At 35.1% G+C, this 2399-nt stretch carries 3 protein-coding genes; all 3 read left to right on the top strand.

The features are described from left to right. The coding region (locus ACLOR3_RS08790) for a DNA-directed RNA polymerase subunit alpha C-terminal domain-containing protein (protein ID WP_412037152.1) at window positions 1-401 on the top strand (401 nt) is incomplete at its 5' end. A gap of 11 nt (window positions 402-412) precedes the next feature. Next, window positions 413-799, top strand: coding sequence for a 50S ribosomal protein L17 (rplQ, locus tag ACLOR3_RS08785; RefSeq protein ID WP_411400888.1), 387 nt, complete (start codon window positions 413-415; stop codon window positions 797-799). A 197-nt stretch (window positions 800-996) separates the two neighbouring features. Then, complete coding sequence (locus ACLOR3_RS08780; protein WP_195348280.1) at window positions 997-2298, top strand: glutamate-cysteine ligase family protein; 1302 nt, start codon at window positions 997-999, stop codon at window positions 2296-2298. Window positions 2299-2399: the final 101 nt, after the last annotated feature.

Genomic DNA, 2399 nt, shown 5'->3' with positions numbered 1-2399 from the left:
CAGCTCGCGTTGGTAGCAACGATGGTTTTGACAAACTAACCCTTGAAATCTTAACAAATGGAACAATTATTCCAGAAGATGCTTTAGGTTTATCTGCTCGTATTTTGACAGAACACCTTAACCTCTTTACGAACTTAACAGAAATCGCGATTGCGACAGATGTTATGAAGGAAGTAGATACAGCATCAGATGATCGAGTACTAGAACGTACCATCGAAGAATTGGATCTTTCTGTTCGTTCATATAACTGTTTGAAACGTGCCGGTATCAATACTGTGTATGATTTGACAGAAAAATCTGAACCAGAAATGATGAAGGTTCGTAACCTTGGACGTAAGAGTCTCGAAGAAGTTAAAGTTAAGCTTGCCGATTTAGGCCTTGGGCTAAAAAACGATAAATAGAGGAGGAATACATGGCTTACCGTAAACTAGGACGCACTAGCTCGCAACGTAAAGCAATACTTCGTGATTTGACTACAGATCTTATCATCAATGAAGCAATCGTAACAACTGAAGCACGTGCAAAAGAAATCCGTAAATCAGTTGAAAAAATGATTACTTTAGGTAAACGTGGTGACTTGCATGCACGTCGTCAAGCAGCTGCTTACGTACGTAACGAAGTTGCATCACAAAACTTTGATGAAGAAACTGGTAAATATTCAGAAACAACTGCACTTCAAAAATTGTTCTCTGAACTTGCACCACGTTATGCTGAGCGCAATGGTGGATATACTCGTATCCTTAAAACTGAACCACGCCGTGGGGATGCTGCGCCAATGGCAATTATCGAATTAGTATAAAATCATCAATTTTGTTGAGTGTTATGATGTTGGAAGAACTGAATGGTTCTTCTTAGTCTAGCTCTGGTCTGCCGCTAGGATTTATCCTAGCGGTAACACTCATCATATTGAGGTAAATGGTAGACGCTTGTTTACGAAATTGCTTTAATTTAAAACAATTTCGTAAGCAGGCGTTTTTTTGATATAATAGAAGAGTTATGACAGTAAAAGAAAAATCAAAAGCACTCGCCCAGCAATTATTGGCAAAGCGTTACCTTGCCTCGCTGAAAAATAATCCAGAGCAGTACATTGGGGTTGAACTCGAATTTCCAATCGTAAATACAATGGGGAATAAAACGGATGTACTGGTTACAAAGGCTCTTTTTAGGTATCTACAAGAAGTTGAAGAGTTTATTGCGATTAAACAAGATGAAGATGGGAATCCAGTCCAGTTACAACATAAAATAAACAAAGATCAAATTGTATTTGAGTTATCTTACAATACCATTGAATTTGCTTTTGAAAAGACTAAAACCATCCAAGAAGTCGAAAGACGGTTGCAACACTATTTAGGAATCATTCAACCATTCTTAAGAGAGAGGCAGCATCAAATAGAAGGAAAAGGCATCCATCCTTATTGGAGAATAAATGAAAATCAACCTGTAAAAATTGATCGTTATAAAATGCTGATTCAATTCTTACAACTGTCTGGACAAGATCCTAACCATCGATTCCATGATTATCCAGACTATGGAACCTTTATTTGTGGCAATCAAGTACAATTAGATGTTTCAAGAACGAATTACTTGGAAATAATTAATGCGATGAATAAGGTAGAGCCAGCAAAAGCATATCTGTTTGCTAATTCCATTTTCGATGGAGAAGACTGGGATACGAAGATCTCAAGAGATATTTTCTGGGAAGATTCCATGCATGGCTATTATCAGGAAAATGTTGGTGTAAATCCTAAAGAGTTTATAAATGAAAAGGACTTTCTAGAATATTTAGCGAAGACAGCCTTGTTTTATGTTTATCGTGAGAATGAAATCTTATATTTCGAACCTATTAGAGTAGAGGATTATCTCGCAAAAGAAAAAATAGTAGCCTATCGCTTAGATAGATCTAGACAAGAAATAAAACCGCAAGAAGAGGACCTAAAGAATCATAGAAGCTACCATTTTCAAGATTTAACAACAAGAGGAACCATCGAATATAGAAGTGTTTGTACTCAACCATTAAATAAAACATTTGCACCAATTGCATTTCATGTCGGATTGCATCATAATATCAAAGAATTAGACGAGTATTTAGCTCAAAATATAGTTTTTGATTTTAGTAAAGAAAATCCGAAAGAATTAAGAAGGCAATATTCGAAAAAACAGTTAACTGAAAGTGAATTGGTGAAAATTAAACAATATTCGTTAGATCTGTTAAAAATATCAAAAAGAGGATTGATGGATCGTGGAAACCAAGAAGAGGTTTATATCGAAGAAATCATAAAAGAGCTTGGGAAATGCTGATTTAACAGCATTTCCTTTTTTAAAATCAAAAAAACAACAAAAAATTTAAAAAAATAGAAAAAAGATATTGACAAGTTTTCATGGTCGTGATATACTAATAT

The organism is Streptococcus intestinihominis (assembly GCF_046824975.1).
Taxonomy (GTDB): Bacteria; Bacillota; Bacilli; order Lactobacillales; family Streptococcaceae; genus Streptococcus.
The sequence above is the reverse complement of the archived record's forward strand: the minus strand, read 5'-3'. Positions and strand labels throughout refer to the sequence as shown.